Raw genomic sequence first — 7,552 nt, 5'->3', positions numbered from 1 at the left:
CGGCATCCACATCGACGGCATCAGCCACGTGATCAACTTCACCCTGCCGGAAGTCCCGGACGACTACGTACACCGCATCGGCCGTACCGGTCGGGCGGGCGCTGACGGCGTATCGATCAGCTTCGCCGGTGAAGACGACTCCTACCAGTTGCCGTCCATCGAAGAGAAGCTCGGTCGCAAGATCAGCTGCGAAACACCGCCCACGCATCTGTTGCGTGCAGTGGAACGCAAGCGTCCGCAGCTGCAGTAAGCGACCCGTAACGCAAAAAGCGCAGCCGGTGACGGACTGCGCTTTTTTTTTTGCCCGGTGTTTCAGCAGGCGCTTGCGATAGACAACTAAAAGTCCATAATAGACAAATTAGTTTATTTCCAGACAGCGGAGCCTGACATGTCCAGTACACCCTGCGTGATCGACCAAACCCGGGCCCGCGAGCTGCTGGCGCGCATCGACGTGCCGCAGATCCTGCGCAAACTGTTCCGCGACCTCGCCGCCGGCCACGCCGTGCAACCGGCGCAACAACTGGTGGAGTTTCCGCAGGGCGCCGGCGACTTCATCAACTATCTGGGGGTGATGGCCGAAGACGGTGTGTACGGCGTGAAAACCTCGCCGTACATCGTTCACGAGCAAGGTGCACTGGTGACAGCGTGGACACTATTGATGTCCATGAAAACCGGCCAGCCGTTGCTGTTGTGCGATGCCGGCGAGCTGACCACCGCCCGTACCGCCGCCACCACTGCGGTGGCGGTCGACACCCTCGCCCCGCTGAACGCCTCGCGACTGGCGATCATCGGCAGCGGCAAGGTTGCCCAGGCGCATCTGCATTACGTGAAAGGTTTGCGCGACTGGCAAAACATCAGTGTGTATTCGCCGAGCCTGTCTGAAGACACTGAAACCCGTGCGCAACTGCAGGAGATATTCCCGGGGGTGCAGATCGCCGACAGCCGCGAAACCGCCGTGCACGATGCTGACGTGATCATGCTTTGCACCTCGTCCGCCGGCCCGGTGATCGATCCGGCGACCTTGAGCAAACCGGCGCTGATCACCTCGATCAGCACCAACGCACCACGCGCCCATGAAGTGCCGCCGCAGAGCCTGGGCGACATGCAGGTGTTCTGTGATTATCGGCTGACCACACCGGGTTCGGCGGGTGAGATGCTGATTGCTGCCGGGCAGCATGGCTGGGACAAGTCTGCGATTGTCGGTGACCTTGCTGATCTGCTCAGCGAGAAAGTGCCGCGCCCCGGTTACGACCGTCACGTGTTTTTCCGCTCGATCGGCCTGGGCCTGGAAGACATCGCGTTGGCCAATGCGGTTTATCACCTCACGCACTGACACCTCGATCCCCTGTAGGAGCTGACGAGTGAAACGAGGCTGCGATCTTTTGATGTTCAAAAGACAAGATCAAAAGATCGCAGCCTCGTTTCACTCGTCAGCTCCTACAGAGAAACTTAATGACTCAGGAGATTTTCATGAGCCAGGCAGACTTCATCATCATCGGCGGCGGGATTGCCGGCGCTTCCACCGGTTTCTGGCTGTCGCCCCACGCCAAAGTGATTGTGCTGGAGCGCGAGTCGCACCCGGCCTACCACTCCACCGGGCGCTCGGCGGCGTTGTACACCGCAGCCTACGGCACGCCGCAAGTGCGCGCGCTGACCCTGGCCAGCCGTGAGTTTTTCGATAATCCGCCCAGTGGCTTCTGCGAGCATCCACTGCTCACGCCGCGCGGCGAAATGACCGTGGATTTCACCGGTGACGTCGCCGAACTGAATAACCAGTACCTCAGCGCCAAAGCCACGGTGCCGGAGATGCAGTTGCTCAGCGCCGACGAAGCCTGCGCCCGTCTGCCGATCCTGCGCCGGGAAAAGGTCCACGGCGCGATCTACGACCCGACCGCCAGCGACATCGACACCGACGCCCTGCATCAGGGTTACTTGCGCGGTATCCGTCGTAACAATGGCGAAGTGCACACCGATTGCGAGGTGCTGGGCTTGAGTCGCGACGCCGACGGCCTCTGGCAAGTGCAGACCAACGGCCAGACCTTCAGCGCGCCGGTCGTCATCAACGCCGCCGGCGCCTGGGCCGACAAGATCGGTGCACTGGCCGGCGCACCAGCGCTGGGCCTGCAACCCAAGCGCCGCGCGGCGTTCATTTTCGCCGGCCCCGAGGGCGTGGACATTCATCATTGGCCGATGCTGGTCAGCCTCGACGAATCGTTCTACATGAAGCCCGACGCCGGGATGTTCCTCGGCTCGCCGGCCAACGCCGATCCGGTCGAACCGCATGACGTGCAGCCGGAAGAGCTGGACATCGCCATGGGCATCTACCAGATCGAAGAAGCCACGACCCTGACCATCCGCCGCCCTACCCGTACCTGGGCCGGGCTGCGCAGTTTCGTCGCCGACGGTGACTTGCTCAGCGGTTTCGATCCACAGGTGCCGGGGCTGTTCTGGGTCGCCGCCCAGGGTGGCTATGGCATTCAGACTTCGCCGGCGATGGGTCAGGCCAGTGCGGCGTTGGTACGCGGTGAGCCGTTGCCTGAGTCGTTGCAGCAGTTCGGTCTGAGCAGCGCCATGCTCTCTCTTTCACGACTGCGCTGATGCCCCCTGCGGATGACGCGCCCAACGGATTGCGGCACACTCGCAGCGCCCCCGTGCACGGGGGCGCTGACGCCGCCTGGAGCTCCACAATCATGACCGCCCCCGAATTCGATCCGGCACTGGATAACTTCCGTGCCATCGCCGACGCCATCGCCACGCTGTTCTTTCCCCACGCCGAAGTGGTACTGCACGACCTGCGCACACAGAAGGTCGATTACATCGCCAACAACCTGTCCAAGCGCGAGATCGGCGACGATTCATCGCTTGAAGACATGCTCAGCGAGGACGTCAGCGAGCGGAACATCGGGCCTTATGAAAAATTGAATTGGGACGGCCAGAAGATTCGCAGCCTGAGCACCGTGCTGCGCGACAGTGAAGAACGGCCGCTGGCGGTGCTGTGCATCAACCTGAATATTTCGCTGTTCGAGAATGCCAAGGCCGCGCTGGACCTGTTCCTGTCGCCGAGCAAGCTGATCCCGCAGCCGGACTCACTGTTTCGCGATGACTGGCAGGAACGCATCAACACCTTTCTCCACGCCTGGCTGCGCGAGCGCCAGCTGAGCCTGAATCTGCTGACCCGCGATCACAAGCGCGAACTGGTGCTGGCGCTGCACGCCGAAGGCGCGTTCAAGGGCAAGAGCGCCTCGAACTATGTGGCCAATGTGCTGAACATGGGGCGGGCGACGGTGTACAAGCATTTGAAGGAATTGAAGGGCTGAAGATCAAAAGATCGCAGCCTTCGGCAGCTCCTACAAATGAGTTCTCCTGTAGGAGCTGCCGCAGGCTGCGATCTTTTTCGATCAGTCGCCGTAGATGTCGGACTTGAAATACTTCTCGGAAATCTTCTGATATTCGCCGCTGGCACGAATCCCGTCGATGGCCGTGTTCAACTCGCTGACCAGCTCGGTATTGCCCTTGCGCACCGCAATCCCCGCGCCCTCGCCCACGTACTTGGGATCCTTCAGCTCCGGCCCGACAAACGCATATCCCTTGCCGCGTGGCATCGACAGGAAGTCGGTCAGCGGAATGGTGTCGGCGAAAATAGCATCGAGCCGCCCGGCCGCCAGGTCCATGTAGATTTCTTCATTGTTGCCGTAGCGCTTGACGTTGATGCCCTTCGGTTCAAAGACCTCGGTGGCATAACGATCGGTGGTGGTCGCGCGCTGCACGCCGACGGTCTTGCCCTTGAGGCTGGCGTACTGGTCATCGACCGTGGCGCCTTCCTTCATCACCAGTCGCGATGAGGTGAAGTAGTACTTGTGGGTGAAATCCACGGATTTCTTGCGATCTTCGTTGATGGTCATCGACGACAGCGCCATGTCGATTTTCTTCACTTTCAACGAAGGAATCAGGCCATCGAACTCACCCTCGACCCACACGCACTTGACCTTCATCTGCGCACACAGGGCGTTGCCGATGTCGTAGTCGAAACCGACGATTTCACCTTTGTCGGTTTTCGAGGCGAACGGCGGATAAGCGGCCTCGATGCCGATGCGCAGGGTTTTCTCGGCGGCAAACGAGCTGGTGCACGCCAACAGGCTCAGGGCCAGACCGGTGATCAGGGGGAGTTTCTTCATGTTCGTTCTCTCGCGGGGTTGTTGTTGGTTTGGCAAGACAGAAGAAAAGAGCTGAAATGGTTTTTTGTACTTATAAATCCATATTGGACTGATGTGTACAAATCGTCAATTAGAGGAAAGAGAGGTTGTGGTGTTGCAGATGGCCTCTTCGCTGGCAAGCCAGCTCCCACACGGTTCAGTGGTGTACATAAAATATGTGCACGACACAAAACACTGTGGGAGCTGGCTTGCCAGCGATGGCTGACTAAAGGGCGATGCAGAGATTACTTCTTCCAGCGATCCGCAGCGGCATGATCACTGTCACGCCCTTCCACCCAACGCGGACCGTCACTGGTGTTTTCTTTCTTCCAGAACGGCGCGCGGGTTTTCAGGTAGTCCATGACGAAGGCGCAGGCGTCGAACGCTGCCTGGCGATGGGCGCTGGCCGCGCCAACAAACACGATCGGCTCGCCGGGCTCCAGCGCGCCGATGCGGTGCAGCACTTCAAGCTTGAGCAGCGGCCAGCGCTGCTCGGCCTCGACGGCTATCTTGGCCAAGGCTTTTTCGGTCATGCCCGGATAGTGTTCGAGGAACATCCCGGCCACATCCAGCCCGTCATTGAAGTCGCGCACGTAACCGACAAAACTCACCACCGCGCCAACGCCAACGTTGGCCGCGTGCATCGCGTTGACTTCAGCACCCGGGTCGAATGCCGTGGCCTGTACACGAATCGCCATGGCTCAGCCTCCGGTCACAGTGGGGAAAAACGCCACTTCGTCGCCATCGCTCACCGGCTCGTCGAGCTGGCACAGGTCTTCGTTACGCGCGCACATCAGGTTCTGTTCGCTGAGCACCTCGGCGCCATCACGTTGCGCGAGCAGCGCACGCACGTCATCGACCGTGGCGAAATCGCCTTCGACCTCGACCGAATCCACGCCCAGCGCTTCACGATAACGGGCAAAGAATTTAACCGTCAGCTTCATGGCTGCTCCGCCTGAAAATGCCCGCTCTTGCCGCCGACCTTCTCCAGCAGACGCACGCTTTCGATGACCATGCCGCGATCCACCGCTTTGCACATGTCATAGAGGGTCAGCGCGGCGACGCTGGCGGCGGTCAGCGCTTCCATCTCCACCCCGGTCTGCCCGGACAGTTTGCAGCGGGCGACGATGCGCACACTGTCGGCGCCTTCAGCGCTGAGTTCGACCTTGACCCCGGTCAGCATCAGCGGATGGCACAGCGGAATCAGATCACTGGTTTTCTTCGCCGCCTGAATGCCGGCAATGCGCGCCACGGCAAACACGTCGCCCTTGGGATGGCCGCCGCTGACGATCATCTGCAGGGTTTCGGGGAGCATGCGCACCAGCGCTTGAGCCGTCGCCTCACGGAACGTCACGGCTTTTTCGGTGACGTCGACCATGTTGGCGCGACCTTGGGAATCGAGATGAGTCAGCACGGGATTACTCCTGATCAGGAGCGTGGATTGTAAACCTGCGGGTCAAATTTCCGCACGCTTGATTATCACTGGCCCTTTGTAGGAGCTGCCGAAGGCTGCGATCTTTTGACTTTGAAAACAAGATCAAAAGATCGCAGCCTTCGGCAGCTCCTACAGTGGATCAGTGGTGTTCATCGGGTAGGCATCAATCAAGGGGGGTTGTTGTTCAGGCATAAAAAACCGGGCGGCTTTTGGGCCGCCCGGTTTTGTTGGAGGGTTACAGATGCGATTCGGCGTATTCGGCCAGGATCGAGCGTGGCACCCCTTGCAGGGTGATGTGTACACCGTTGGGGAAATCCTTGAAGCGTTCGGTCAGGTAGGTCAGCCCGGAACTGGTAGCGGACAGGTAAGGGGTGTCGATCTGTGCCAGGTTGCCCAGGCACACCACTTTGGAACCGGCGCCGGCCCGGGTAATGATGGTTTTCATCTGGTGCGGCGTGAGGTTCTGGCATTCGTCGATCAGGATCAGGCTCTGCTGGAAGCTGCGACCGCGAATGTAGTTGAGCGATTTGAACTGCAACGGCACTTTGCTGAGGATGTAATCGACGCTGCCATGGGTGTTTTCGTCATCCATGTGCAAGGCTTCGAGGTTGTCGGTGATGGCGCCCAGCCAAGGCTCCATTTTTTCCGCTTCGGTGCCGGGCAGGAAGCCGATTTCCTGATCCAGACCCTGCACGCTGCGGGTCGCGATAATGCGCCGGTAACGCTTGCTGACCATGGTCTGCTCAATCGCTGCGGCCAGCGCCAGAATGGTTTTACCCGAACCGGCGGCACCGGACAGGTTGACCAGGTGGATGTCCGGATCCAGCAGCGCATACAGCGCCAGGCTCTGATAAATATCCCGTGGCTTGAGGCCCCAGGCTTCCTGGTGCAGCAGCGGTTCCTGATGCAGGTCGAGGATCAGCAGCTTGTCTTCTTCGATCTCCTTGATCCAGCCGACAAAGCCTTGTTCGTCAATGATGAACTCGTTGATGTGCACCGCCGGCAGGTTATCGATCAGTTGCACCTGATGCCAGGTGCGGCCGTGATCCTGACGGGTATCGACCTTGCTCACGCGGTCCCAGAAGGAGCCGGTCATGTTGTGGTAGCCGTTGGGCAGCAGGGACACGTCATCGACCAACTGGTCGGTGCTGTAGTCCTCGGCATCGATGCCGCAGGCGCGCGCCTTGAGGCGCATGTTGATGTCTTTGGTCACCAGCACCACCGCCTTCTTCGGATCACGGGTGTGCAGGTCGATCAGCTGGTTGATGATTTTGTTGTCGTTCAGGTGCTCGGGCAGAATCAGGTTCGATTCGGCCTGTTTGCTCATCAGAATTGACAGCAAGCCTTTCGGCCCGCCCTTGCCGCGCTGGATCGGTACACCCAGTTCGACGTCCTCGGGGGAGGCATCGCCCAGGGTCTTGTCAATCAAACGGATAGCCTGACGGCATTCGGCGGCAACGCTGTGATGGCCGCTCTTGAGCTTGTCCAGCTCTTCAAGCACGGTCATCGGGATCGCGACGTGGTGTTCTTCGAAATTCAGCAGGGCATTTGGATCGTGAATCAATACGTTGGTATCGAGTACATAAAGGATTGGCTGGTTGGAAGAAGGGCTACGTCCGTGATCATCCATACTCGGTCACCTTTGTGGGAGCCATTCGACGCAATACCTGGGCGGTGCTGCGCCTCGAAGTGACTGCCGAAACCTCACCTGCGGAGATTCAAGTGACTGCAAACAAACGGGTCTTGGAAGACGCCACCTGTGTTGCAGGTTTCGGCGGTCTGTCTTCGTAATACTCCAAAACCCATGACATAAAAAAGCACTTTTACGGTTTTTTAAGTTTATTTTGCAGAGTGACGAAAAGCCCTTGGCGGACTGTCCAGACCCCGCTAAAGTCGGAAGTCCGCCTGCATCGAATTCTCTAGA

At 59.5% G+C, this 7,552-nt stretch carries 9 protein-coding genes; 4 read left to right on the top strand and 5 right to left on the bottom strand.

Annotation, left to right across the window (positions count from 1 at the left end):
• The 4 genes from DBR18_RS28920 to DBR18_RS07875 all read left to right on the top strand — a co-directional run.
• Positions 1-250: helicase-related protein (locus DBR18_RS28920; RefSeq protein ID WP_256588617.1), on the top strand; the 250-nt coding region annotated here is incomplete at its 5' end.
• A 138-nt stretch (positions 251-388) separates the two neighbouring features.
• On the top strand, positions 389-1,333 hold the full coding sequence (locus DBR18_RS07885; protein ID WP_108589924.1) for an ornithine cyclodeaminase family protein: 945 nt from the start codon (positions 389-391) through the stop codon (positions 1,331-1,333).
• Positions 1,334-1,470: 137 nt separating this feature from the next.
• The gene (locus tag DBR18_RS07880) at positions 1,471-2,598 is read left to right on the top strand and encodes an FAD-binding oxidoreductase (protein WP_108589923.1); all 1,128 of its coding nucleotides are present in this window, start codon (positions 1,471-1,473) and stop codon (positions 2,596-2,598) included.
• A 92-nt stretch (positions 2,599-2,690) separates the two neighbouring features.
• Positions 2,691-3,317, top strand: coding sequence for a transcriptional regulator (locus DBR18_RS07875; protein WP_108589922.1), 627 nt, complete (start codon positions 2,691-2,693; stop codon positions 3,315-3,317).
• Between the two features lie 81 nt (positions 3,318-3,398).
• Here the strand turns inward: DBR18_RS07875 and DBR18_RS07870 are convergent, their stop codons facing one another.
• From DBR18_RS07870 to DBR18_RS07850, 5 genes are all read right to left on the bottom strand, one after another.
• Positions 3,399-4,175, bottom strand: coding sequence for an ABC transporter substrate-binding protein (locus DBR18_RS07870; protein ID WP_108589921.1), 777 nt, complete (start codon positions 4,173-4,175; stop codon positions 3,399-3,401).
• 263 nt (positions 4,176-4,438) lie between these two features.
• Positions 4,439-4,891, bottom strand: a complete 453-nt coding sequence (moaE, locus tag DBR18_RS07865; protein WP_108589920.1) for a molybdopterin synthase catalytic subunit MoaE — start codon at positions 4,889-4,891, stop codon at positions 4,439-4,441.
• 3 nt (positions 4,892-4,894) lie between these two features.
• The gene (moaD, locus tag DBR18_RS07860) at positions 4,895-5,137 is read right to left on the bottom strand and encodes a molybdopterin converting factor subunit 1 (RefSeq protein WP_108589919.1); all 243 of its coding nucleotides are present in this window, start codon (positions 5,135-5,137) and stop codon (positions 4,895-4,897) included.
• On the bottom strand, positions 5,134-5,607 hold the full coding sequence (gene moaC, locus DBR18_RS07855; protein WP_108589918.1) for a cyclic pyranopterin monophosphate synthase MoaC: 474 nt from the start codon (positions 5,605-5,607) through the stop codon (positions 5,134-5,136). Before moaC ends, moaD begins: the two co-directional genes overlap by 4 nt.
• Positions 5,608-5,863: 256 nt before the next feature.
• Positions 5,864-7,258, bottom strand: coding sequence for a PhoH family protein (locus DBR18_RS07850; RefSeq protein ID WP_108589917.1), 1,395 nt, complete (start codon positions 7,256-7,258; stop codon positions 5,864-5,866).
• Between the last annotated feature and the right edge of the window lie 294 nt (positions 7,259-7,552).

This window comes from Pseudomonas sp. HMWF021 (assembly GCF_003061005.1).
GTDB lineage: Bacteria > Pseudomonadota > Gammaproteobacteria > Pseudomonadales > Pseudomonadaceae > Aquipseudomonas.
The sequence above is the reverse complement of the archived record's forward strand: the minus strand, read 5'-3'. Positions and strand labels throughout refer to the sequence as shown.